Below are 24,519 nucleotides of genomic sequence, written 5' to 3' on the forward strand. Positions count from 1 at the left end.
GTCATGCTGACTTGCTAGCCAGAATCTTCGTTCGCTGGGGGCGGAAACCCGCAGTAGCGAACAATGACAGCACGAGGGTAACGCCGGCGGTGATGCCGACGGCCAGAGGATTCCATTCCAGGTAGAGTGAAAACCGGATCGCTTCGACCGCGTGGGTAAACGGATTGAACTGGCAGATCCAGTAAAGCCATGGGCTGGCTTCGTTCATGCGCCACAGCGGATACAGGGCGGAAGACATAAAGAACATGGGAAAGATGACAAAGTTCATCACTCCGGCGAAGTTCTCCAGTTGCTTTATCCAGGTGGCTATCAACAATCCCAGTGCGCCCAGCATCAGGCTGGTGAGGACCAATGCCGGCAGAATCGCCAGGTACCCCCATCGGGGTGGCTCTACGCCAACCAGCCATGCGATCAGCAGAAAAACGTAAACCTGGGCCACTGATACAAACCCCATGGCCAGCAGTTTGGTAATCAGCAAAAATGGCCTGGGCAGGGGGCTCATCAACAGCACCCGCATGCTGCCCAGTTCCCGGTCATACACCATCGACAGGGCCCCCTGCATACTGTTGAACAGGATAATCATGCCGCACAGTCCGGGCACGATATAGGTTTCATAGGTGATATAGGTCTGGTAGGGGGGGATAATGGAAATGCCCAGAACCGCCCGGAACCCGGCGGCAAATACCACCAGCCAGAGCAGGGGGCGCACCAGCGCACTGGCAAAGCGGGTGCGCTGTTGCCAGAACCTGAGCCACTCCCGGGTCTGAATGCCCAGGAAACAGTGCCAGTAATCAAGGGCTTTCATATCAGCCGGCTCCGGTCAGTTTGTGAAACGTGTCTGTCAGATTCTGTGCGTTTTGCTCCTCGCAGATCACCTGTCCCGTACCATTTGCCAGCAGGCGGCCCTGATGCAGGATCATCACTTTATCCTGCTCCTGAACCTCCTCAATCAGGTGCGTGGCCCAGAGCACAGTCAGCCCGTCTTGCTCGCACAGGGTCCGAACGTGTTCGTTCAGTGCCCGCCGGCTGGCAACATCGAGGCCTACAGTGGGCTCGTCCAGAAGTAACAGGGAGGGTTGATGAAGCAGTGCCCGCGCAATTTCCACCCGCCGCCGGTGGCCGCCGTTGAGCTGGCGGACAGCGTCATTGGCCCGGTCGAGCAGATTAAAGCGCGCAAGCTCCCTATCGCCCCGGGCACGGGCGTCTTTGCGGGACAAGCCATGCAGGGCCGCGTGGTAGTGCAGGTTTTGACGCGCGGTCAAGTCCAGATCCAGAGCATTTTGCTGGAACACCACACCAATCGTTCGCATGGCTTTAGCGGGTTGCTTCTTCAGAGATTGTCCAGACAGGAGCACGTCACCTTGCTGCAGCGCCAGTAGTCGGGTCAGTAAACCAAACAGGGTGGACTTGCCAGCCCCGTTCGGGCCCAGAAGTGCATGGAAACGACCAGAGGTCAGCGCGAAGCTGACCTCCTCAAGAACCGCTTTGTCACCATAGCGGAAGCTGATGTTCCGGGCTTCAATACTCATGAAGTCGGATCGATCACCACACCCCAGGGGTAGCGGCCCACTTTGATGGATTTGATGACTTTGAGCTGGTCGACATCAATCACCGAAACATCGCCAGAGACGCCGTTGGTGGTGTAGAGGAATTTCTCATCCTTATCCAGCGCCAACTGCCATACCCGTGCACCCACCAGCAGGTAATCCAGTACCTCGTATGTCTGGGCATCCACAACGGCGACGTGGTTGGACGGCCCCAAGGCCACAAAGGCGTACTTGCCGTCAGTGGTCAGCTGAATGCCAACCGGCTGAACGCGGTCCTGGGGTACGCCGCGGATCTTGAAATCAATCTTCTTGATCTCTTCAATGGTGTCGACATCAAAGATGTGCACGGTGCCGCCAATTTCGGCAGAGGCCCAGGCGATCTTGCTGTCTTTGGTGAACTCCACATGGCGGGGGCGCTGACCAACGACCACGTTCTTCTCGATTTCAAAGGTCTCGGTGTTGATCCAGTGCAGCATGCTGGTGGTTTCACTGGTGTTGACCGCCCATTTACCGTCCGGGCTGACCGCCATACCCTCTGGTTCGATGCCCACATCAATCTGCGCCAGCACATCCTTGGTTTGCACATCCACCACCGTCACAATGGCATCGTCCTCATTGGCAATGTAAAGATGCCGGTTGTTCGGATGCAGGGCAAACTGCTCTGGGTCCTCGCCGGAGGGCAGGGTGTCGATGATCTTCCGGGTGGCCAGGTCCAGCACCTGAACCGTGTCGTCATCGCTGGCACAGATATAGAGTTTGGTGAAGTCCTTGGACAGTAGAATGCCCCGGGGGCGGGCGCCTACATCAATGGTGTCGATCACCTTGTGGGTTTTGGTATCGATAACCGAGAGGGTATTGTCCTTCTCGTTGGAGACGTAGGCGAGGCTGGCCAGAGCGGGGCCGGATAGGCCGATCATGGTCGCCAGGACAGCGTGTTTAAACAGTGCTTTCATGGTGTTGCTCCTTCTTGCTCTGAGATTGGCGTCGTCCAGGATCAGCCGTTGATGCGACACTGGCTCTCGGGCCTATCAAACCCTAGGGTGTCCATTTCGGTATTGGGGTGCAGAAAACCCTCGAAGGGTGCCTGTGCGACCAGGCTTCTGGGATGAACCAGTGGAATTGGCTGGCGTAGCTGCCCGTTCCAGTTCCGAAAGCTCAGGCTGCGTCCCTTGAAGGCCGCCAGCTGGAACTTGTCGGTAAATAAAAAATCACGAATTGCACCCGCATCGGCCACGTTCAGATCGGTCACCGCCGTGCCAATGGAGCGAACGGCTGCCCAGGCGGCGTAGTCATCGCTGGTGATATCTCTTCCGGCCATGGCGCGAAAGCGATTCTGCAGCTGGCCAGCTCCCCAGTTTTCGATGGTGAAGTGCCAGGTCACCGGTGACATACCCTGAGTGCCAACCACCGGCCTTGGTAGCCAGGTGTTGAAGGGTACGTATTCGCCAAAATCACCGCGTACATCAGCCACGACCACGGCGTCGTAGTTGCGGGCCTGGGTGAAGGCTGGCAGTTCATTGGCGGCGGTGCGGCGCAGATCGGCGTCGAAAGTCCAGGGCTTGTCTTGCACAATCTTCAGCCCAAAACGGTTAGCGGACCGGCGAAACGCGTCGGCCCAGGCTCTGTCTTCGTCGGTCGGGCCGGTAATCAGGAACAGGTTGTTCCAGCGCCGCATATTCAGCCACTGGCCCAGTGAGTCGGTCAGCATGGCGAAGCTGGGCACAGTGTGAAGCAGATTCACGTGGCATTCGGTAGTGCGAAGAGCATCGTCTTTTGCGCCGGCATTGAAGACCAGCGTGTCGTCACCTGCCTGGCCCATGACGGCCCGGACGGTTTGCGCCGGCGCTTGGATGACAAACAGCCGGGTACCTTTATCATGCATCGCCTTAAACGCCGCCAGAGTTTCATCATGGGAGCCCGTCACTTCGCTTTCGAGTTCATAGTTCTGCCCGAGGAATCGGCCAGTGGTTCGGTTGTCAGCCAGCCCCAGCTCGGCTCCGCGCAGACCGGCATCCTCAGGTTCCGAGATAACATTGGATAACACGGGGCCTTTGTCGGGCACCCACTGCAGGTAGCCAATCCGAACATCGAGAGACTCGGCGTGAACGGGCGCTACGCTGAGCAAGGTGAGCAGGGTTGCGAATGCTGTCTTCAATAACAAAGACATTGGATTCTCCGGTTTTTGTTGTGATTCCAGCTTAGGGAACCGTTCGAAGCTCCGGAATATTCATAAAGTAGGAATGTGTTGGTACTAAAGAACGAAATTTGACATCGGGAAGAGGAGACTGCGCAGCAGTGAAACCTGATGACTACGACCAAGGAACTACACCGAGGGGGCCAAAGTGGCATTCTGCCGGCTGTGGCCGCTCCATAGACTACCGGTAAGCCGCTGGCAATTCTGAAGGGAAACAACAACCGCCAGCCTCGAAAGTTAAAAACAAGAGGTGGTCTGACCATGTCCATTCGTATTCTTACCCGATCCCTGCTCGTCGCGACGCTGGTTGCCGGTGCTCCCATCGCCTGGTCCCACGGGGACGTGACACCACAACCGGTTGATACCGGTGCCTTGCCGGATCTTGGCAAGGAGCTGCGCTCTGAAAACCCGTTCCGGGTCGGCAACGAACACGGCTCGCTCAACGAGGAAGCCATCAAAGTGGGTCGCAGTGGCTATGCAGGTAACTGCGCGGTATGCCACGGAATCGAGGCCATGTCTGGTGGTCTGACCCCGGACCTTCGTGAGCTGGAAGAATGGGACGACGAATACTTCATCGGCCGGGTCACCAATGGTACCGGCCGAGGCATGCCTTCGTTCAGGGAAAACCTGGATCAGACCGCCATCTGGGCCATTCGCACCTACGTTGAATCACTGCCCAAGCCTGAATAACCCGGTTTGGCAATGATATTTCGTCAGGAGGCTAGGTGATGAAAGCAGCGTTTCGTGTTCTGCTTGTGGTGTTTACGATGTTGGCGGCGGTGGCCCATGGGCAGCAGCCCCGCTTGCTTATCCCGGATCGTACCCTGGACATCATTCAGGATACCGGTTTCCTGAACGTGGGGATGTACAAGGACTTCCCGCCTTATTCTTTTGAAGAAAATGGTGAAGCAAAAGGCGTGGATGCGGACCTGGGCCGCCAGATCGCCGAGGCGCTGGGGGTGGAGTTCCGGCCCTACTGGATTATCCCCGATGAAAACCTAGGGGATGATCTGCGTAACCACATCTGGAAGGGCCATTACCTGTCCAAAACCCGGGTTGCCGACATCATGATGCGGGTGCCCTACGACAGTGTGTTCAAGTACATGCGCGACTCCACCGGCGAGATGATCAACGAGCAGGTGGTGTTTGTGGCGCCGTATCAACAAGAGCGTTGGCAGATTGTCTTCAATGCCGACAAGCTGGATGAGGTCAATACCGTTGCTAAATTCCAGTACCACCCGATCGGGGTAGAGATCGATACCTTGCCTGCAACCTACCTGACGTCTTCTTTTGGTGGCCGCATGCGTGATCAGGTGCATCACTACATGAGCATTGCCAAGGCCTTTGATGCTATGGCCGCTGGTGAGGTCAGCGCGGTCATGGGGATGCGGGCTGAGCTTGAACACAGTCTCAAGGCCTACCCGGATCGTCCGTTCAAAAAGGCCGCAAATGGCTTTCCTGGTATCAGCAAGCAGGTTTGGGATGTTGGCATAGCCATACGCCATACCCATCGTGCCCTGGGCTACGCCGTAGAGGGCGTGGTTGACCGGATGATCCGGAACGGCGAAGTGGCCCAGCTGTATCAACGGCATGGCCTGTCATTCAGTCGTCCTGGATATTACGACGCGATTCTCGGGCCGGAAGAGGCTGAGTAAACGTCGAGTTTCCCAACCAGCCCGCCATAGTGCGGGCTTTTTCGTATTTGGCGGGGTCTTACTACCAAGTGATGAGAAAACCTGTGCGTGGGGTTAATTGTTGCAAATGCAGGGGCCAACAAGAATGGGTAGAGAGGCGGGAAAAGTTCCCGGTTCGCCATCGAATCTGAAAACAAGAGAATTGGAGAACGCAACCATGAGATCTATCGCGATCGGTAAGACCTTTGCGGCCAGTGCCCTGGCATTAGCCGTTTCCTTCGGGGCCCATGCGGTCACTGACCAAGACCTGCTGAACGACCATCAAAGCATCGACAGTGTCGTAACCTACGGCATGGGTTATCAGGGCCAGCGTTACAGCCCGATGAAAACCCTGAACACCAACAACGTTAAATATCTCCAGCCAGCGTGGGCGTTCTCCTTCGGCGGGGAAAAACAGCGTGGACAGGAATCACAGCCTCTGATCAAAGACGGTGTGATGTATGTGACCGGTTCCTACTCCCGCATGTGGGCGGTCGACGCCCGCACCGGTGAGGAACTGTGGCAGTACGATGCCCGCCTGCCCGACGGCATTATGCCCTGCTGTGACGTGATCAACCGTGGCGCTGCCATTTATGGTGACAAGGTTTACTTCGGTACCCTGGATGCCAAGCTGGTCGCGCTCAATAAAGACACCGGTAAGGTCGTCTGGATCAAGAAAGTTGCGGATTACCAGGAAGGTTACGCCATCACGGCCGCGCCCATCGTGGTCAACGGCAAGTTGATTACCGGCGTGTCTGGTGGTGAATTCGGTATCGTGGGTAAGGTTGAAGCCTACGACGCCAACACCGGTGATCTGCTGTGGACCCGCCCGACAGTAGAAGGCCACATGGGTTACGTTTACAAAGACGGCAAGAAGATCGAGAACGGTATTTCCGGTGGCGAGGCTGGTAAGACCTGGCCTGGTGACATGTGGAAAACCGGCGGCGCGGCAACCTGGCTGGGCGGTACCTACGATCCGGAAACCGATACCCTGTTCTTCGGTACCGGCAACCCGGCCCCCTGGAATGCGCACCTGCGCCCCGGTGACAACCTGTATTCCGCCTCCCGTGTTGCAATCAACCCGAACGACGGAAGCATCAAGTGGCATTTCCAGACCACGCCTAACGACGGCTGGGACTACGATGGCGTTAACGAATTGATTTCGTTTGACCTGAAAGAGAAAGGAAAGACCATCAAGGCAGCGGCCACCGCTGACCGTAACGGATTTTTCTATGTGCTGAACCGTGAAGATGGCTCCTTTATCCGGGGCTTCCCCTTTGTAGACACCATCAGCTGGGCTGAAGGACTTGATCCCAAAACTGGCCGGCCGATCTTCAAGGAAGGCGGTCGACCAGGCAACCCGGCTGACGCCGGCGGCGAAAAAGGGGAGACCGTTGTTGCTTACCCGGCCTTCCTGGGTGGTAAGAACTGGATGCCGATGGCCTACAGCCCGGATACCGAGTTGTTCTATGTACCTTCTAACGAGTGGTCCATGGATATCTGGAATGAGCCGGTTTCCTACAAGAAGGGCGCCGCTTACCTGGGGGCCGGATTCACCATCAAGCCGGCTAACGACGACTTCATCGGCGTGTTGCGGGCCATGGACCCGAAAACCGGCAAAGAAGTTTGGCGCCAGAACAACCCGGCTCCGCTGTGGGGTGGCGTAATGACCACCGCTGGTGGTCTGGTGTTCACCGGCACACCGGAAGGCTTCCTGAAGGCCTTTGACGCCAAAACCGGCGAAGAGCTCTGGAAGTTCAACACCGGCTCCGGCGTCGTCGGCACCCCGGTGACCTGGGAGATGGACGGCGAGCAATTCGTCTCCGTCGCCTCCGGTTGGGGTGGTGCGGTGCCGCTGTGGGGTGGTGAAGTGGCCAAGGTGGTCAGAGACTTCAACCAGGGCGGCATGGTCTGGACCTTCAAGCTGCCGAAAGACCGGGTGGCTGCCAAATAAGCTGCCCTGCCTGATCGACCTTTGGGCTGCCCTCGGGCAGCCCTTTTTGCTTCAGGCCGCCTGATAACGAGCGGTTTTTGCCACAGAGTGGTCGATGTCCTCAAGCACCGCCCGGTCGGTTTTGCCGATTGGTAAGTCATAGGTGATGGTGGCGCCGTAAGCGTTGGGGCTGTGTGGGTCGTGTCGGGTTTTGTCGAAGACCAGCAACCGGGTGCCCAGATAGAAACCTTCCTTGAGATCGTGGGTCACCATGAAGATGGTCGTGCCCGTCTCCTGCCATAGCTTCAACAGCAGGTTATGCATGTCGCTGCGGATGCCCGGGTCCAGCGCGCCAAAAGGCTCGTCCAGAAGCAGCACGCGGGGCCTCATAATCAGGGATTGGGCAATGGCCAGGCGCTGTTGCATGCCACCGGAAAGCTCGTGGGGCCACTTGTTGGCCGACGGGCTCAGGCCAACGGACTCCAGCATGGCGTCTACCCGCGCCAGTGCATCCTTTCTGGCGCTGCCGAACAGCTTGCCGAGCAACGGCTTCTGTTCCAGTTCCAGCCCCATCAGCACGTTCTGTCGAACGGTGAGGTGGGGAAAGACCGAGTAGCGCTGGAACACGATGCCACGGTTACGGTCTGGCTCGGCAGGAAAGGCGGCACCATCCAGCAGAAGATCACCACGGGTCTGGGTTTCCTGGCCCAGCAGCATCTTCAGGAAAGTGGACTTTCCGCACCCGGAGGCGCCTACCAAAGTGCAGAACTCCCCCTGTTTGACCGACAGGTTCAAATTCTCCAGGACTACCTGGTCGCCGTATTCTTTCCAGAGATTGTTAACAGTAATAAAGCTCATCAGTGGCCTCCGGCGTTGTACCATGGGAACAGCCTGCGATTGGCAAGGCGCAGAAGCTGGTCGATGACGATGGCAAGGATGGTGATCCAGATGACGTAGGGCAGGATCACATCCATGGCCAGGTAGCGCCGCACCAGGAAGATCCGATAGCCAAGGCCTTCGGTTGAAGCGATGGCTTCAGCCGCAATCAGGAACAGCCAGGCAGGGCCCAGGCTGAGCCTGACCGAATCAATCAGACGGGGCAGGGTTTGCGGTAAGGCCATACGGGTGATCACCTGCCAGGAGTTGGCGCCCAGGGTCTGGATCTTGATCAGCTGTTCGCCGGGCAGTTCACGAACCCTCTGTGCGACATCCCGCATCATCACCGGCGCCGTGCCAATGACGATCAGCATTACTTTGGACAGCTCGCCAAGGCCAAACACGATAAACAGGATGGGTAATATCGCCAGCGGTGGCACCATGGACAGCGCTGAAACCAGGGGGGCGAGGTTGGCCCGCACCAGCGGCAGGATGCCGTTGAGCAAGCCCACCACCAGCGCCAGCGACGCAGCAATACCCACCCCCATGCCCAGGCGTTTCAGGCTGGCGGCGGTGTCTTCCCACATCAGGTAATTCCCGCTGCGGCGATCTTCCTGAAAGGCCATGCGGTCAACAGCCGCGGTCATTTGTTCAAGGCCAGGCAGGAGTTTGTCATTGGGGTTATCCGCCAGGCGCTGCTGGGAGGCCAGGCTGTATATCAGCATGATCAACAGAAAAGGCAATAATCCCAGCAGGATGGCTGAAACGCGCCCAGGGTGGCGGTTGATCAATCGCATAATAGGTCTCCTCTGGTCACACAACACGGCAAGGTGATCGCGGGGTGGCATCCCTTGCGATTCAGTCTCCCGGGCTTTTGTCCCGCCGTGTAACCTCCCAGAGGTCGGCAACTCTCGGACCAGCCATCCAGGCTGTTGCTGAAAACAGCCAGGACCGGAACCCTAGTCACCCATTTGTCTTCGTTGTGTTGCCGCACACGCTGCGGTGTTGCTGTGAACGGCCGCGCTTTTTAATGGCAGCCTTTGATTATCTGTGTCGCTACAAGCCTCTGCAGGTGGCGTGCCAGATGTTGCAATACCGCACTGCTGGTGCTGTTCGGCTCTAGACTGGGTGCCAGGCTGCGCCGTCCCGGTGCATGACTGAAGAGGACGCACCGTTATGATGCCGGTGCGGACAGAAGTTCTGCCGCGGCTGCCAGAATCTTGGTCTGGCTTTGCGATTCCCTCCCTGCGCCACCGGCAACATGGCCCCATTCGGATGGCAGCACTTCGAGCCTGGCACCGGGCATTTGCCTCGCATCATTTCCGGCATCTTCGGCTGTGAAATAGAGGTCGGTCGCGCTTGGCATCATACGGGTTGGCATGGTCATGGCGGCAAGTGCCGCCTGATAGTTGCCCTGAAATGTCGGGTTGTTGCTGATATCACCCTGCTGCCAGGTGTTGAGCACTGCCAGCAGGTTGTTCGCGTCCTGCCCCAGATGGTCCTGTTCCCAAAATTGCAGTAAATCTTCAATCGACTGGAATCCCAGTTCGCGCCAGTGCTCATGGCGAAAAAACGCCTGGGAATAAGCCCAGCCCGCGTAGACCCGACCAAATGCGCGAAGTCCGCGTGCCGGAGGCAGTTGATAGTGGCCATCCTGATAAAACTGGTCGCACGTCAGGGCGGCTTTCACGCCTTCCAGAAATACCTGGTTGTGTGGGTAGCATCGGCCGGTGCAACAGGTGGCAAGAACGGAGCGAACCTGGTCCGGGAACAGACAGCCCCATTGCAGCGCCTGCATGCCACCCATGGACCAGCCCATCACCAGGGCCAGGCTGGCACCGCCGAACACCTCGTCGACCAGTCGTTTTTGCAGCATCACATTGTCATAAAGGCTGATGGCCGGAAAGCAGCTGCCCGATTGCGACCCAGGCGTATTGGAGGGTGAAGAAGATTCGCCTGCCCCCAGCATGGAGGGGATGACGACGCAATACTTATCGGGATTGAGTGGGCTGTCCGGCCCCACCCAGGGGTAGTTGCCCCCCGCTGCACCACCATAGTACGTGGGCAGCAGGATCAGGTTGTCTTTTGGTGCATTGAGGTGCCCGATCTGATGATAGTGCAGGCATGCCGAACGAAGGGTCTCACCACTGGATAGCGGCAGGTCTCCTGCTTCAAAGTCATCTTTAACCCATTGGTTTTTCGTCATTTTGGTTCTCCCGATTCCAGTCGTTTTCAGGTTCTGGAATTCTGTCTTCTGATCTTATATATACATGCTGGCATGTAAGTTGAATGGTGAAGACGTAGAAAGAAACGTGCCAGATCACACAACGACAGCCCGCGCTAACGGGTACAAGAGGAATCACGATGACTGACCTGACCAACACCCCGGCCCTGAAACAGCAACTGACCGATGCCGGCGTGAAATACGCCATTGCCAGCTATGTGGATATCCACGGTATCAGCAAGGGCAAATTTGTCCCGGTGGCCCACCTGGGCCAGATGATGGAAGGCTCGGAACTGTACACCGGTGCGGCCCTGGACGGCGTACCCCAGGACATCTCCGACGACGAAGTGGCCGCCATGCCAGACGCCAACGGCGTCGCCATCTGCCCCTGGAACCGTCAACTGGCGTGGTTCCCCGGCAACCTGTACCTGAATGGCAAGCCGTTTGAAGCCTGCTCCCGCAACATCTTCCGCCGGCAGCTGGAAGCGGCCGCCGACATGGGTTTCCGCTTCAACCTGGGTATTGAAACCGAGTTCTTCCTGTTCAAGGACACCGAAGACGGCGGCTTTGCCCCGCTGAGCGACCGCGACACCCTGGGAAAGCCCTGTTACGACCCGCGCACCCTGATGGACAATTTCACCATCATGGACGAGTTGGTGGAGGCCATGAACGAGCTGGGCTGGGATGTGTATTCCTTCGATCATGAAGACGCCAACGGCCAGTTCGAGACCGACTTCAAATACGCCGACGGCCTGACCATGGCAGACCGCCTGGTGTTCTTCCGCATGATGGCCAACGAAATCGCCCGCAAACACGGTGCCTTCGCCAGCTTTATGCCCAAGCCTTTCGCTGACCGCACCGGCAGCGGCGCCCACTACAATATGTCCCTGGCAGACCTCAAAACCGGCAAGAATCTGTTCGAGCCCAATGGTGATGATTTGCATGACTGCGGCATCAGCAAAATCGCCTATCACTTCATCGCCGGCGTGCTGAAACACGGTGCCGCTATCAGTGCCGTGATTGCTCCCACGGTCAACAGCTACAAACGTCTGGTACGCCAGGGCAGTATGTCGGGCTCCACCTGGGCGCCGGTGTTCATGTGCTATGGCTCCAACAACCGCACCAACATGGTTCGAATCCCCGGCGTGGGTGGTCGAATCGAATGCCGTGCCGCGGACATTGCCTGTAACCCCTACCTGGGCAGCGCCCTGATCCTGGCCGCAGGCCTGGAAGGTATCCGCGAAGGCCTGGACGCCGGCGCCCCGCACCACGAGAACATGTACAACTACAGCGACGCGGAGATCGCCGAACAGGGCATCGAATACCTGCCCCGTAATCTGGGGGAAGCGGTCGAAGCCTTCGAGGCCGACCCGCTGGCAAAGGAAGTCTTCGGTGAGGCGATGTTCAGGAGCTTCGTTGACTACAAGAAAGGGGAGTGGGAGAGCTACCAGAACCACGTGTCTGAGTGGGAGGTGAGGCGATACCTGAAGATGTTCTGAGTCGCCCCTTCTTATAGAGCCGGGCGCCCGCGCTGGCAAGCGGGTAGCCTGTCAGGGACACGCTGTGAATACGTCCGTGTACGCTTGACGAAAACATCCCTGTTTTCGACAGTCCCTGACAGGCTACCCACTCACCATCGCTACTCCGGTATTGCCTGCGGCTACCGCGCCAGTCTCATAACGCTTTACGGCGATTTCCTTCCCAGGTGAGTCCAGAACTGCCGTTGAAAAAACGGCATTTCCTTCTTCAGCGAAAACAGCTTCGGCGCAAACAGCCAGGTCTGGGTGATGCCCATCAGATAGGTGTAACACAGCAAGCCCAGATCCTTTGGATCTTCCTGCGTCGAGATCATTCCATCCTCAATGGCCCGCCCTACCAGGTCCTGAAACAACCCGATGATCGACTTCGTCAAAGCCCGTTCACGCTTCAACGTCCGGCTCATGGCATCGGTCAGTTCGGTTTTGTTCAACAGAATCTCGAACGATTGCCGATACTGCCGGTTGTTGGCCAACAGACTCAGCCACTGGTCGATAAACCGGTCCATTGCCTCAATCGGCGTATCCCGCATCGCCGCACACTCGGCAACCAGCACCTCAAGCGGTTCCTGGGAGTAGCCCAGTACCGCCTCGTACAGGTCGTCCTTGGTCTGAAAATGCCAGTAAATCGGCCCGCGACTGCAACCGGCTTCCTTGGCAATCCGGCTCAGGGTTGTCAGGGAGTAACCGTCCCGGCTGAACAGGGTGAGTGCGGCTTCCAGGACGGTCTGGCGGGTTTTCTCGGCATCTTCTTTGGTGCGACGCATAAAGGGTTTTTTCTCGACGGCTTACAGTGCAGTTGGAAGGTTGGTGTGGGAATGCCTTTCCAAAACTGTGCGGAGCCAGGGATGGCGGAGCCCAAGCGTCACATGGATGTGCCGAAGGAGCGTGTTTTGGATAGGCATTCCCACACCAACCCACCTGCGAAGTTTAAACAAAAACGGGCACGAATGTTCGTGCCCGGTGGTTTTATTGGTTAAGTTTGAGTGGCGTTAGATTTCGCCATCCGCTGCCATCTGCATGTAGCTATCGTTAAACCGCAGCTTCACATTGCTGGAATCACCCATGATCGAGCCATCCGGAAACTCGATGCCAACAAAGTCAGGACTCATCGCTCCCTGGCCCAGCAAGCCCTTATCAAACGAGAACTGACGAACGCTATCCATCGCCTCCCGGGCTTCATCGCTGCGGATAAATTCCACCGAATTCTCCGGCTTCCAGAACATCTTCATGCCCGCCAGCTGCGCCTCGTAACCGGCCTGATCCGTCCCGGAAATCTCGCCCAGAAACGCCCGGGCCTCCTGCCCCTGCTCCGAGTCAGACGCCAGAATGCTCATGGTCTCATACCAGGCGCCAACCATCGCCTTGCCCAGCTTGGGATTGTCCGCCAACGTCTGTGTGTTCACCAGCGTCAGATCCTTGATATGCCCCGGAATCTGGCTGGAATCGAACAACGGCGTGGCACCGGGGTAATTGGCCACCTCGGTCAGCAGTGGGTTCCAGGTGGCCACATGGCGCACGTCGTTGGTCTGGAAGGCAGACACCAGATCGGCATCGGAAATGTTCACCACCCGGATGTCACGCTCTTCCAGCCCCACGGTATCCAGCGCCCGTACCAGCAGGTAATGGGACACCGACAGCTCAACCAGGTGTACAGTTTCACCCTTCAGGTCCTCAATGGATTTGGCGTCCTTGGATACCAGGCCATCGTTGGCATTGGAATAGTCGCCCACGATCAGCGCCGTGGTATCAATGCCCGATGCAGCCGGAATCGACAGGCCATCCATGCTGGTGGCAACGACTGCGTCAAACTGGCCGGCGGTGAATTGGTTGATGGATTCGATGTAGTCGTTCACCTGCACGATATCCACCTCGATATCGTACTTGTCTGCCCACTTCTTCATGATTCCGAAGTCCTCGGCATACTGCCAGGGCACCCAGCCAGCGTAGATGGTCCAGGCAATGCTGAAGGAATCCTTTTCCTGGGCCAGGGCGCCCATGGACAGGGAGGCGGTCATCAGACCGGCCGCAAGACGTTTTGTGAAAGTGCGTGTTTTCATGGTGTCTCTCCTCGGGCCATGCCCGTGTTTTCGGGTTTGATATTATTTCGATTTGTCACGTTTCCTGATTACTCGGTGATTTCTTCCACGATCACCACGGGGGTGCCCGGGGCGACCGCCTGGCCCGGCTCTCGCCGCACTTCAATGACCTTGCCGGCAATCGGGCTCAGCAGTTCAATCTCCATTTTCATCGACTCCACCACCGCCACCGGGCGTTGGGCGCTGATCACATCGCCGGGTTTGACCAGGCACTCCCAAACGTTGCCGGCAATGTGGCTTTCCACCGCATGCTGGCCTGCAGGCAGGTTGGCGATGTCGTCCTCCCCGGTTTCCTCGATCGGTGCTTCAGAGCTGAAGTTGATCTGGCCAGACTCGATCCAGCGCTGCAGTTCCTCGTCGAAGGCCTGCTTGCGTTTGCCTGTGAAGGCTTCGATCTCGTCGTTGTTGTCCGCCAGGAACTGTTCGTAGTCCTTCAGGTTGAACCGGGTTTCCTCGATGCGGATCGGGTAGTCACCGTTGGGGAAGTCCCGGCGAATCTGTTGCAGTTCCTCGGCGCTGACTTCGTAGAAGCGTACCTGGTCAAAGAACCTCAGCAGCCAGGGTTTGCCTTCCTCGAAGAAGTCCGTGGTGCGGTAGCGGTTCCACATCTGCAGGGTGCGGCCGACAAACTGGTAGCCGCCGGGGCCTTCCATGCCGTAGATGCACAGATAGGCGCCGCCGATGCCCACGGAGTTCTCTGCCGTCCAGGTACGGGCCGGGTTGTACTTGGTGGTCACCAGTCGATGGCGCGGGTCCAGGGGTGTGGCTACCGGCGCACCCAGGTAAACGTCGCCCAGGCCCATCACCAGGTAACTGGCGTCGAACACGGTCTTCTTGACCTCGTCGATGCTGTCCAGGCCATTGATGCGGCGAATGAATTCCAGGTTGCTCGGGCACCAGGGTGCGTCCTTACGCACCGACTGCATGTACTTGGCGATGGCGGTCTGGCAGGCCTCGTCGTCCCAGGACAGGGGCAGGTGCACGATGCGGGCGGGAACGTCCCATTCCGGCTGCTTTTCCAGTTCTTTTTCGGCGCGGATCAGCAGGTCCAGCAGGGCACGCTGGTTCAGCTTCTGGCTGTTGTAGTGCACCTGCAGGGATCGGATGCCGGGGGTCAGTTCCAGAATGGCATCGTGATTCTGCTCGCGCAGCCAGAGCATCAGCGCATGGGCACGGAAACGCAGGCGGATATCCAGCTCCATGGGGCCATACTCCACCAGCACATAGTTGTCGCCGGCGGCCCGGTACACCACGCCGGTTTCATGCACGTCCATGCCCAGGCGGTCCAGAATCGGAGTTTCCGGTTCGATGGGCGTTATGTGGGCGGTGGCAGCGGTCAGTGTGGCGACCGATTCGTCCAGGGCTTCTCGCAGGGCTACCGCCTGATCCTGGCTCACCGGCACAAACTGTACCTTGTCGCCGGCTTTGAGCTGGCCCAGTTTCCAGAGGTCGGCGCTGATCACTGTGACCGGGCAGACAAAACCACCCAGGCTCGGGCCATCGGGCCCAAGGATCACCGGCATATCACCGGTGAAATCCACGGTGCCCACGGCGTAGGCATTGTCATGGATATTGGAGGGGTGCATACCCGCCTCACCGCCGTCGCTGCGCGCCCATTCCGGTTTCGGGCCAATCAGGCGCACGCCGGTGCGGCTGGAGTTGTAGTGAATTTCCCACTCGCTGGCGAAGAAGGTGTCGATGTCCTGACCGGTAAAATAGTCCGGCGCACCGTGGGGGCCATAGGTAACGTGCAGCTTCCAGGTTTTGCCGATGGTCGGTTTCAGGTCTGCAGGCAGGGTGATCGGGTTGGCGGGTTCAGCGTCTGCCAGGGCCAGCACATCGCCGGCCCGCAGGGCCCGGCCGCAGTGGCCACCAAACTGCCCGAGGGTAAAGGTACTGCACGAGGTCAGGTATTGCGGGCAATCCAGCCCACCGCGGAATAGAACATAGGCCCGTGCGCCGTCGGCGGTGGTGGCGCCCAGTTTCAGGGTGGCGCCAGCGGGCACATCAATCACCTGCCAGAACTCAACCGGCTCATCGTTGAGTGTGGCGTCCATCGGCGCACCGGTAAGAGCAATCTGAGTGGCACGATTGAAAGTAAGCACCGGGCCCTTGAGGGTAATCTCCAGCCCCGGTGCTCCCTCTGGATTGCCGAGCAAGCGGTTGCCTAGCCGGAAAGAATAGCTGTCGAACGGCCCGGAGGGCGGAACACCGATTTCCCAGTAGCCGATTCGGCCCGGATAGTCCTGAATCATGGTCAGGGTGCCACCACTGAGCACATCCACGGTGGCGGGGCGGTACTCAAATTCATTGAGGGTGCGGGTAAACAGACGACCTCCGGCAAAGCGCGGGTCGTCCAGAACCTGGCGCACATACTTGAGGTTGGTCTCAATGCCGTAAAGCTGGCTGTTATCCAGTGCCTGCATCAGCCGCTGGCGGGCGGACTCCCGATCCTGTTCGTGCACGATGACCTTGGCCAGCATGGGGTCGTACAGTGGCGACACTTCCGTGCCCGGCTGAATCCAGGTGTCTATGCGAAGGCCGCCGTCCCGAGGCCAGGCCACGCTGGTGAGCAGTCCGGCGCCGGGCTGGAAGTCCTTGTTGGGATCTTCCGCATAGATCCGGGCCTGAATGGCATGGCCGGAAGGGCTCAGGTTGCCGCCCAGTTCGGCCAGGCTCGGAAGGGTGCCTGCGCCCAGTTCCACCATCCAGCGTACCAGGTCGATGCCAAACACCTGCTCGGTAACACCATGCTCCACCTGTAAGCGGGTGTTTACCTCCAGAAAGTAGAACTCGGTGGTATCCGGGTCGTAGATAAACTCGACCGTGCCGGCACTGCGGTATCCAATACGCTCACCCAGCTGGCGGGCGGTGGTGTGCATGCGGGTGCGAACGTCATCGGACAGCCCCGGCGCGGGGGCTTCTTCAATCACTTTCTGGTTACGGCGCTGGGCCGAACAGTCCCGCTCGCCAAGGGCCAGCACCCGGCCCCGGCCGTCTCCGAACAGCTGCACCTCCACATGGCGTGCGTGTTCCACAAACTTTTCCAGGAATACGCCGCTGTTGCTGAAGTTATTCTGGCTCAGGCGCTGGACTGACTCGAAGCTTTTGCTCAGGTCGTCCGGACCATAGCAGCGGGACATGCCGATTCCGCCCCCGCCGGCTGTGCTTTTCAGCATCACCGGGTAGCCGATGGTCTCGGCGGCTTGCAGGGCATCGTCCAGATCGGTCAGCAGCCCGGTGCCGGGCAGCAGAGGTACGCCGGCGTTCTCGGCCAGGGCCCGGGCGGTGTGTTTGAGGCCGAACTGCTCCATCTGCTCAGGCGTGGGGCCAAGAAACACCACGCCCTCGGCATCGCAGCGGCGGGCAAAATCGGCGTTCTCGCTGAGGAAGCCGTAACCTGGGTGAATGGCTCCGGCGCCGCTCTCTCGGATGACCGCAAACAGCTTGTCCTGGTCGAGATAGGTGGTGGCCGCCGAGCCTTCACCGAGGGAATACGCCTCATCGGCCTGGCGCACGTGCAGCGAATCCGCATCCGCCTCGGCGTAGACCACCACCGATGTCATGCCCATGTCCCGCAGGGTGCGAATCACCCGGCAGGCGATGGCACCCCGGTTGGCAATGAGAACCTTGTCGAATGTCCCGTTCAGCTCCATACCAGCACCTCGATCGGTGTCGGGTTCCAGCCGTTGCAGGGATTGTTCAGCTGCGGGCAGTTGGAGATCATCACCAGCACGTCCATCTTCGCTTCCAGCTCGACGTACTTGCCAGCATCGGAAATGCCGTCAGCGAAGGTCAGGCCACCGTCGGCGGTCACCGGCACGTTCATGAAGAAGTTGATGTTGTGGGTAATGTCCCGCTTGGTCATACCCAGCGCTTCATGCTCGGTGACGGCCACCAGCCAGCTGTCCCGGCAGGCGTGCATGCACTTCTTCTCCAAGGCATAACGCGTGGTGTTACTTTCAGCCGCGCAGGCGCCACCCAGGGTGTCATGGCGGCCGCAGGTGTCGGCGGTGATTTCCAGCATCACGTTGTTTTCCGAGGACATCAGTTTTGAACCGGCGGTCAGGTACACGTTGCCCTGCTCGCGGATGGTGTCCACGGCACTGTAACGCTCGGTGGGGTTGTGGGCGTTGTAGAACAGGGTGTCTGCGGCCTGGTTGCCCTCCAGGTCCAGAATCCGGACGGTTTCACCGGCCTTGACCACTTTCAGAAAGTATTCGCCTGCCGGTACGGTTTCACGGAAGGCGGCTTGTTCGGGCTTCAGTGCGCTTTGCTTGATCATGTCCGGCCTCCGTTACTGGAACAGGTGGTACAGGGCGTTATTGGCAAAGGCTCTTGCGGCCTCCGGCGACGAGGTCTTGCACGGGTCGGCATCGGTCACCGGTGCGGCTTTGAACAGCTGGTAGCGCACTGGATTGTGCGGATACTCCGTGGCAGGGTTCATCGGGTGCGGGCAAGTGTGCAGAACCACCAGGGTATCCATTTCAAAACGCAGATCGACGGTGGCACCGGCGTGGGAGTGGTCGCTGACAAACGCCATGTTGCCTTCATCGTCGGTCTTTACCTTGCTGAACCAGTTCAGGTTGGCGGTCAGGTCTTTCTTGCCCAGGCCATATTTGGCCAGTTCGTTGAGAAAGCTGGTGAAGCCATTGCGGTAATAATGGTTATGAGCTTCCTGATAGGTCTTCCTGCCCCAGCGCTGTTCCACCAGATCGGCGTTACAGGTGCCACTGACGGTGTCGTGCCAACCCAGGTCATCGCGAATGATGGAGGCAAATACCCGGCCCATATCGGACAGCAGCACATGGCCTTTGGTGAGCAGAAACGTGTGCTGGTTTTTCAGGGTATCCGGCATGTTGTAACGCTCGAGGTGATTCTCGGGGTTGTACATCAGCATGCCGACGTTGGCACCGCCGGTTTCGTCAATCAGCCGCAGCACGTGGCCGCGACGCATGATGAACGACCAGTGGGATCCGCCGGGAATCAGATCGTCGTAGAGGGGGGCTGCTGTTTCGAGCATAACCTTTTCCTTCTGGGTCGGGTGTCAAAAAAACGAGAGACGTCAGTCACTGAACGATTCTCCCGGGCTTTTGTCCCGCCGTGTAACCTTGGAAAAGGTCGTCAACTCTCGGACCAGGCATCTGTTTTGATGGCGCACAGACCGGAACCCTAGTTGACCATTGGTCAGATTGTTGCGCTTCGATGGTGGCTTCAATCACCGACTTCTCGTTGCGTGCTGAAGCTTCTGCAGGGTTTGTGCCAAAATATAACCTGCTGTTTTCATTAGTTTATTTGTGGGGTTCCCAATGCTGGGTGACTCGCGCTTGTGCGCGCGCACCCTTTTTGTGCAAGGTCATCTACTACCAAGGAACGAGTTTTTCGCCCCCAACGACGCATTCACGGAAATCGGCATGGGGTCTACATTGAATGGGTAAACGCGAAAGGCCGCGTTGCCATGCGACAAACACAACAAAGAGGTCGATATCATGATCTACGCACAACCAGGAAAGGACGGCTCCGTTGTTTCTTTTAAATCCCGCTATGAGAACTACATTGGCGGTGAATGGGTAGCGCCGGTTAAGGGCCAGTATTTTGAGAACATTACGCCGGTCACCGGCGAGGCTTTCTGTGAGATTCCTCGCTCGACCGCTGAAGATATCGAACTGGCCCTGGACGCCGCCCATAAAGCAGCACCGGCCTGGGGCAAGACTTCTCCCACCGAGCGCTCCAACATCCTGCTGAAAATTGCTGATCGTATTGAAGCCAATCTGGAAAAATTGGCCGTTGCCGAAACCTGGGACAACGGTAAGGCCGTTCGCGAAACCCTGAACGCTGATATTCCCCTGGCGGCGGATCACTTCCGCTACTTCGCCGGCTGCCTGCGCGCCCAGGAAGGTCACATGGGTGAGATCGACCACAACACGGTGGCGTACCACTTCCATGAGCCGCTGGGTGTGGTTGGCCAGATCATCCCCTGGAACTTCCCGCTGCTGATGGCGGCCTGGAAGCTGGGCCCGTGCCTTGCCGCCGGTAACTGCACCGTGCTCAAGCCTGCCGAACAGACCCCTGCCAGTATCCTGGTACTGATGGAAATCATCGGCGACCTGCTGCCGCCGGGCGTGCTCAACATTGTTAACGGCTACGGCATCGAAGCCGGCCAGGCCCTGGCCACCAGCAAGCGCATTGCCAAGATCGCCTTTACCGGCTCCACCCCTGTTGGCTCGCACATCCTCAAGTGCGCGGCGGAAAACATTATCCCGTCTACCGTTGAACTGGGTGGCAAGTCACCGAACATTTACTTCTCTGACGTGATGAAGGCTGAGCCGGAGTTCATCGACAAGTGCGTGGAAGGTTTGGTTCTGGCGTTCTTCAACCAGGGCGAAGTGTGCACCTGCCCGTCACGGGCGCTGGTTCAGGAAGACATGTTTGAAGAATTCATGCAGAAAGTGGTTGAGCGCACCAAGGCCATCAAGCGCGGCAACCCACTGGATACCGACGTTCAGGTGGGTGCCCAGGCGTCCAAGGAACAGTTTGACAAGATCATGTCGTACATGGAAATCGGCCGTCAGGAAGGCGCGGTTGTGCTGACCGGTGGTGACCGTGAGCATCTGGAAGGCGAGTTCAACAACGGCTTCTACATCCAGCCGACCCTGTTCAAGGGCGACAACAAGATGCGCGTATTCCAGGAAGAAATCTTCGGGCCAGTGGTCGGTGTGACCACCTTCAAGACCGAGGAAGAAGCCCTGGCGATCGCCAACGACACCGAGTTTGGCCTGGGTGCCGGCGTCTGGACCCGCGACACTAACCTGGCTTACCGGATGGGCCGCAACATTCAGGCCGGTCGGGTATGGATGAACTGCTACCACGCGTACCCGGCACATGCCGCGTTCGGTGGTTACAAGAAGTCCGGTGTAGGCCGTGAAACCCACAAGATGGCGCTGGAACATTACCAGCAGACCAAGTGTATGTTGACCAGCTACGACACCAACCCGCTCGGGTTCTTCTGATCTGCAAGTGGCAGTTGGGGCTCATCCACACGGGCCCCGTTTCGTGTGACCGCACAGGGACGGTGCACATTGTTGGCCTGGCATTTGTCAGGTAGCTCCTTCGCGGAGCGCGGGATCTTTCTACACTCTCCTTAGGCCCTTCCCAGGGCCTTTTTTATTCCTCTATTTTTACAGCCGTTTACGCTACAGTGAGGGCGATTTCGTAAATTATTTTTTTGGCTGAGGCTGACCGCGCGCGCTAGGGCGTTTACTTTGGCCGCTGATTCGAGGAGGGCATATGTTCAAAGGTATTCTGATCGAAGGCAGCCGGGGCGACCAGCAGGTGTCCCTGAAGTCCATAGATGAAGCGCAGTTACCGGAAGGCGACGTGACTGTGGATGTGGCATACAGCACCCTGAACTATAAGGACGCTCTGGCCATTACCGGTCGTGCGCCCATTGCCAAGACCTATCCGATGGTGCCGGGCATCGATCTGGCCGGTGTGGTCACTGAATCTTCCAATCCCGACTTCAAGGCCGGTGACGAAGTGGTCCTGAACGGCTGGGGTGTGGGTGAAAAACACTGGGGCGGCCTGGCCCAGAAAGCCCGGTTGTCCGGCGACTGGCTGATTCCCTTACAGGCTCCGTTTACGGCTCGTCAGGCCATGGCCATTGGTACCGCCGGTTACACCGCCATGCTGTGTGTCATCGCCCTGGAGAAGCACGGCGTGAAGCCTGAGTCTGGCGATATTCTGGTGACCGGCGCCACCGGTGGTGTTGGCAGTGTGGCGGTCGCCATTCTGGCCAAGCTGGGTTACTCCGTGACCGCCGTGACCGGCCGGAAGGAAGAGGAGGCTTATCTGAAGTCGCTGGGCGCCAAACAGATCATGGATCGCGCTGAGCTGAGCGAGCCGGGTAAACCCCTCGCCCGTGAAACCTGGGCTGGCGCGGTGGATGTGGCTGGAGGCCAGGTGCTGGCAAACGTTTGCGCCGGCATGAAATACCACGGTGTGGTCGCCGCCTGCGGCCTCGCTGCCGGTATGGACTTCCCGTCCACCGTCGCCCCGTTCATTCTGCGTGGCGTGACCCTGTGTGGTATCGACAGTGTGATGGCTCCGAAAGCAGACCGCCTTTACGCGTGGAAACGACTGGCCGAGGACCTGTCCCCGGAGCTGCTCGGCAGTATGATCACCGAAGTGGCCTTCGATGATGCCATCGATGCGGCCAGCCGTCTCATGGACGGCAAGATCCGCGGTCGTATCGTTATCCCCGTAGCGGGCTGATTCAGGCCCCGGCCGCGTCCGTGGCCAGAATCCGTGCCTGCTTTTGTTGCTGCTTGTTGCGCACAATCGCATCCACGCACTGGTTCTGGTCGCGGAGAATCACCACGCATTCCAGGCACTGGATACACTCGTCATAATCGATCCGGCCATCCTTGCGAATGGCGTTGATGCCACAGGCATTCTTGCAGTGCTGGCAGGGCTGTCCGCAACGGTCAACCCGCTCCAGCCAGCTGAAGATCCGGAACTTGCCAAGCACCGCCAGCCCGGCACCCAGGGGGCACAGATAGCGGCAGTAGAACTTGTGGATAAACATCCCCACCGCCAGCAGGGCCACGGCGTAGACCACAAACGGCCAGTAGCGCACGAAGAACAACGTGATGCTGGTTTTGAAGGGCTCCACCTCCGACAGCTGCTCAGCCAGGGTCAGCGAATAGAACGATGCAATAACGATGGCCAGCAGCACCGGGTACTTGATCAGGATGAGTTTCCGGTGCCAGCGTTCGGGCACCTTGATTTGCCGGAACCGGAGATTCTGGCCCAGCCAGGCGGCCATCTCCTGCAGCACACCAAACGGGCACAGCCAACCGCAGAACACCCCCCGGCCCCAGATGAACAGGGTGACGAACGTGTAGGTCCAGAGGATGAAGATCACCGGGTCCAGCAGGAACATGTTCAGGCTGAAGCCATCCTTGATGGCCAGCAGCAAGGTGTAGATGTTCACCACCGACAACTGGCCCTGGGCGTAGAAGCCGATAAAGAACAGGGTGAAGAACAGGAAGCCCCAGCGAAACCGGTGGACCAGCTTCGGGTGCCGGGTGAGAGTCTTCTGGCGGGCAAAGAAGATCGTCAACACCGTCAGGCTCAGAACCAGCAAGGCGATTTGCCACCAGCGTTCCTTCCAGAGCCCGATCCACATGGGCGCCCGCGACTGCTCCGGCCCGACAGCAATGTCCACGGCCTCAAACAATTCTTCCGGGAAGGCAACGGGCAGCTCAAAACGGGCAGTGTCCACCACCAGATGATTTCGGGCTAACACTGCATTGAGAGTCAGTGTGGATTCGGCTCCGGGGTTAAAGCCGGCGTTACCGCCTACCCGGAACAGGTTAATCGCCGTCATTTTCGGCATGCCGGCAGCGGCCAGGCCCTGACCCGTCTCCAGCCAGTTCAGGTCGCGCATCTCGACAGACAGCTGATTCTGACTCAGGCCAAAGCGGTCGGGGGTGCTGCCCGGCACAAAGTCCGCGCCAATATGGGGATATTTGCCCTGTGACATCACCAGCATTACCTTGCCATTGTCACCGAGCCGCTCCCGAAAGGCCTGATATCGCTCATCGCCCAACAGGTTGCGACCGACCATGGGAGAGTTCATGTAGGCCAGATAGAGTTCTGAGAAAGCCTCGCCTTCATCGGTTTCGAGGTTGCCGGGATAATCCGACAGCGGACGGCCCAGTTGCTGCTCCACGTCCTCGGCTGTGATCTTGAGGCGGGTGACGTAACCACGCTCCAGCAACTGCTCCCAGCCAAGCGGCTCGTATAGGTCCTGACGTGCCCGGGTGGGCGCGGCCTGGGCGAATCCCTCGAGCATATTGCGCGCCACCTTCAGGGCAGAAGAGAGTACGGAATCATTGATGATCAGAACCGATACCGTAGCCTTACTGACGCCATCAAAGTACACCACATTGCCGGCTGAGCTGCGGCCTGAACGGCCGGAGGAACTGACTACAATCTGTTCGGTGAGTGCGCGCCCCTCATACTGATCGACGAACTCATGGAGCGATTCCTCGCCAAGGCCATGCAGAAACACCGGCTCGTGGTGATGCAGCACCCGCACGCCAGTAAAGCGCCCGCGTGTATCCAGGCCGATCATCATAGTGATGGGTTTGCCGGCAAAGCCGGGCAGTTTGCTGAAGTCTGTTGAAACGTAGGCGTATCCCAGCAGTTCCTGCAGTTGGTAAACCGGATACACCGGGAAATCGGCCAACTGGTCTTCAATCACCGTGGCGGAGGGAAACAGCTCCTGTATGACTTGCCGAGTGTCGTCAGAAAGTTCTGCCCGCAAGGGCGTTGCGGCCAAACAACAAAGCAGTAGCGAGAGCAGAAAGCGCCCGGCCATGGTGGTCTCCTGAGGTTATTATTGTCCTTCTCCCATGCTAGGCCGCTGGGGGCT

19 protein-coding genes and 2 riboswitches are annotated in these 24,519 nt (G+C 58.6%); of the genes, 6 read left to right on the forward strand and 13 right to left on the reverse strand.

Translation table 11 applies throughout. From position 1 onward, the window contains the following. Position 1: 1 nt before the first annotated feature. The 4 genes from ABIE59_RS08495 to ABIE59_RS08510 are packed head-to-tail and all read right to left on the reverse strand — an operon-like array spanning position 2 to position 3,714. Positions 2–805: a lanthanide ABC transporter permease protein PedC gene (locus ABIE59_RS08495; protein WP_354446014.1), complete on the reverse strand. Its 804-nt coding sequence runs from the start codon at positions 803–805 to the stop codon at positions 2–4. 1 nt (position 806) lies between these two features. Next, positions 807–1,529, reverse strand: coding sequence for a lanthanide ABC transporter ATP-binding protein PedB/LutE (locus ABIE59_RS08500; protein WP_354446016.1), 723 nt, complete (start codon positions 1,527–1,529; stop codon positions 807–809). Further along, positions 1,526–2,500 carry a YVTN family beta-propeller repeat protein gene (locus ABIE59_RS08505; RefSeq protein ID WP_354446018.1) on the reverse strand — a complete coding sequence of 325 codons (975 nt, stop codon included), beginning with the start codon at positions 2,498–2,500 and terminating at the stop codon, positions 1,526–1,528. Before ABIE59_RS08505 ends, ABIE59_RS08500 begins: the two co-directional genes overlap by 4 nt. Before the next feature lie 41 nt (positions 2,501–2,541). Further along, entirely contained in the window at positions 2,542–3,714 is a 1,173-nt protein-coding gene (locus ABIE59_RS08510) for a lanthanide ABC transporter ABC transporter substrate-binding protein PedA1 (protein ID WP_354446020.1), read from the reverse strand. Between the two features lie 288 nt (positions 3,715–4,002). Here ABIE59_RS08510 and pedF point away from each other — a divergent pair, with 288 nt between their 5' ends. The 3 genes from pedF to ABIE59_RS08525 all read left to right on the forward strand — a co-directional run bounded on the left by pedF (position 4,003) and on the right by ABIE59_RS08525 (position 7,368). Further along, complete coding sequence (gene pedF / locus ABIE59_RS08515; RefSeq protein WP_354446022.1) at positions 4,003–4,431, forward strand: cytochrome c-550 PedF; 429 nt, start codon at positions 4,003–4,005, stop codon at positions 4,429–4,431. A gap of 38 nt (positions 4,432–4,469) precedes the next feature. Further along, positions 4,470–5,396 carry a substrate-binding periplasmic protein gene (locus ABIE59_RS08520; protein WP_354446024.1) on the forward strand — a complete coding sequence of 309 codons (927 nt, stop codon included), beginning with the start codon at positions 4,470–4,472 and terminating at the stop codon, positions 5,394–5,396. A gap of 196 nt (positions 5,397–5,592) precedes the next feature. Next, positions 5,593–7,368: a PQQ-dependent methanol/ethanol family dehydrogenase gene (locus tag ABIE59_RS08525; RefSeq protein ID WP_354446026.1), complete on the forward strand. Its 1,776-nt coding sequence runs from the start codon at positions 5,593–5,595 to the stop codon at positions 7,366–7,368. A 51-nt stretch (positions 7,369–7,419) separates the two neighbouring features. On the opposite strand, the gene ABIE59_RS08530 is transcribed toward ABIE59_RS08525, so the two are convergent. From ABIE59_RS08530 to ABIE59_RS08540, 3 genes are all read right to left on the reverse strand, one after another. Continuing rightward, on the reverse strand, positions 7,420–8,205 hold the full coding sequence (locus ABIE59_RS08530) for an ABC transporter ATP-binding protein (RefSeq protein WP_354446028.1): 786 nt from the start codon (positions 8,203–8,205) through the stop codon (positions 7,420–7,422). Beyond that, positions 8,205–9,020, reverse strand: coding sequence for an ABC transporter permease (locus ABIE59_RS08535; RefSeq protein WP_354446030.1), 816 nt, complete (start codon positions 9,018–9,020; stop codon positions 8,205–8,207). The genes ABIE59_RS08530 and ABIE59_RS08535 overlap by 1 nt, the downstream gene beginning before the upstream one ends. A gap of 64 nt (positions 9,021–9,084) precedes the next feature. Next, a riboswitch (guanidine-I (ykkC/yxkD leader) is annotated at positions 9,085–9,197 on the reverse strand. Positions 9,198–9,397: 200 nt separating this feature from the next. Beyond that, positions 9,398–10,429: an alpha/beta fold hydrolase gene (locus ABIE59_RS08540; protein WP_354446032.1), complete on the reverse strand. Its 1,032-nt coding sequence runs from the start codon at positions 10,427–10,429 to the stop codon at positions 9,398–9,400. Positions 10,430–10,587: 158 nt separating this feature from the next. Here ABIE59_RS08540 and glnT point away from each other — a divergent pair, with 158 nt between their 5' ends. Continuing rightward, positions 10,588–11,946: a type III glutamate--ammonia ligase gene (gene glnT / locus ABIE59_RS08545; RefSeq protein ID WP_354446034.1), complete on the forward strand. Its 1,359-nt coding sequence runs from the start codon at positions 10,588–10,590 to the stop codon at positions 11,944–11,946. 185 nt (positions 11,947–12,131) lie between these two features. Here glnT and ABIE59_RS08550 read toward each other — a convergent pair whose 3' ends face one another. The 5 genes from ABIE59_RS08550 to ABIE59_RS08570 all read right to left on the reverse strand — a co-directional run bounded on the left by ABIE59_RS08550 (position 12,132) and on the right by ABIE59_RS08570 (position 19,104). Continuing rightward, positions 12,132–12,749 carry a TetR family transcriptional regulator gene (locus tag ABIE59_RS08550; protein ID WP_354446036.1) on the reverse strand — a complete coding sequence of 206 codons (618 nt, stop codon included), beginning with the start codon at positions 12,747–12,749 and terminating at the stop codon, positions 12,132–12,134. 225 nt (positions 12,750–12,974) lie between these two features. After that, positions 12,975–14,042, reverse strand: coding sequence for a putative urea ABC transporter substrate-binding protein (locus ABIE59_RS08555; RefSeq protein ID WP_354446038.1), 1,068 nt, complete (start codon positions 14,040–14,042; stop codon positions 12,975–12,977). Positions 14,043–14,110: 68 nt separating this feature from the next. Next, a complete protein-coding gene (gene uca / locus ABIE59_RS08560) occupies positions 14,111–17,737 on the reverse strand; it encodes an urea carboxylase (RefSeq protein WP_354446040.1) in 3,627 nt (1,208 codons plus the stop codon). Beyond that, on the reverse strand, positions 17,728–18,366 hold the full coding sequence (locus ABIE59_RS08565) for an urea amidolyase associated protein UAAP2 (RefSeq protein ID WP_354446042.1): 639 nt from the start codon (positions 18,364–18,366) through the stop codon (positions 17,728–17,730). Before ABIE59_RS08565 ends, uca begins: the two co-directional genes overlap by 10 nt. Before the next feature lie 12 nt (positions 18,367–18,378). Beyond that, entirely contained in the window at positions 18,379–19,104 is a 726-nt protein-coding gene (locus ABIE59_RS08570; RefSeq protein WP_354446044.1) for an urea amidolyase associated protein UAAP1, read from the reverse strand. A 57-nt stretch (positions 19,105–19,161) separates the two neighbouring features. Continuing rightward, a riboswitch (guanidine-I (ykkC/yxkD leader) is annotated at positions 19,162–19,268 on the reverse strand. Positions 19,269–19,570: 302 nt separating this feature from the next. Between ABIE59_RS08570 and exaC the strand changes: the two genes are divergently transcribed. Together exaC and acuI are read left to right on the forward strand one after the other, a co-directional pair. Continuing rightward, a complete protein-coding gene (gene exaC, locus ABIE59_RS08575) occupies positions 19,571–21,091 on the forward strand; it encodes an acetaldehyde dehydrogenase ExaC (RefSeq protein WP_044389289.1) in 1,521 nt (506 codons plus the stop codon). A 277-nt stretch (positions 21,092–21,368) separates the two neighbouring features. Next, complete coding sequence (gene acuI / locus ABIE59_RS08580) at positions 21,369–22,352, forward strand: acrylyl-CoA reductase (NADPH) (protein ID WP_354446047.1); 984 nt, start codon at positions 21,369–21,371, stop codon at positions 22,350–22,352. A gap of 1 nt (position 22,353) precedes the next feature. Here the strand turns inward: acuI and ABIE59_RS08585 are convergent, their stop codons facing one another. Beyond that, positions 22,354–24,465 (reverse strand): 4Fe-4S binding protein, encoded by a 2,112-nt coding sequence (locus tag ABIE59_RS08585; RefSeq protein ID WP_354446049.1) that lies wholly within the window; start codon positions 24,463–24,465, stop codon positions 22,354–22,356. Between the last annotated feature and the right edge of the window lie 54 nt (positions 24,466–24,519).

Source organism: Marinobacter sp. MBR-99 (assembly GCF_040547575.1).
Lineage (GTDB): Bacteria > Pseudomonadota > Gammaproteobacteria > Pseudomonadales > Oleiphilaceae > Marinobacter.